This window comes from Vibrio sp. 1401, assembly GCF_033340295.1.
This window is the reverse complement of sequence record NZ_JAWOWF010000375.1, coordinates 1-693: the sequence shown is the minus strand read 5'-3', so window position 1 is coordinate 693 and position 693 is coordinate 1. Positions and strand designations below refer to the sequence as shown.

1 protein-coding gene is annotated in these 693 nt (G+C 46.6%); it reads left to right on the top strand.

What is annotated here, in order from left to right; all coding sequences use genetic code 11:
* Positions 1–104: 104 nt before the first annotated feature.
* The coding region (locus R7Z77_RS25720; RefSeq protein ID WP_318137094.1) for a tRNA1(Val) (adenine(37)-N6)-methyltransferase at positions 105–693 on the top strand (589 nt) is incomplete at its 3' end.

Sequence of the window (693 nt, the reverse complement as noted above, 5' to 3'; positions counted from 1 at the left end):
TCGATCAATTAACCATACAATTTAATAACCAACAAAACAACAATCTATACAAATAAGAAACAACAGAGAATTTCACTTAAATATTGAGCAGATAAAAAACAATCATGAAGAGCGGAAAATTTCAAACTAAAGGCTTCAAGTTTAAGCAGTTTTGTATCGAAGGAGGCGAAAGTGGCATGCCGGTGAGTACCGACGGCGTGATGCTAGGCGCGTGGATGGAAAGTCCGAGCCCTGCCCATATCTTGGATATCGGGACAGGAACAGGGTTACTCGCTTTGATGTGTGCTCAACGCTTTCCTGACGCAAAAATTACCGCCGTTGACATCGAAACCACAGCGGTTGAAGCCGCAAGCCACAATTTTTCGCACTCGCCGTGGCACGACCGACTCTCAGTTCAGCATACCGATGTTTTGATTTTTTCGCCGCCGCAACGCTTTCAACGCATTGTTTGCAACCCACCCTATTTCAACACTGGTGAGCAAGCTAAACAAAGCCAGCGAGCAACCGCTAGGCATACCGACTCCCTACGCCATGATGCGTTGCTTAAGTGTTGTTATCAGTTGCTAGATGCAGAAGGAAAAGCCAGCTTTGTGCTGCCAATCACCGAAGGGGAGCTATTTATTGAACTAGCATTAACCCAGGGTTGGTCTCTATCTCGACTGTGCCGCGTGCAACCATCGGAAAAGAAACCCG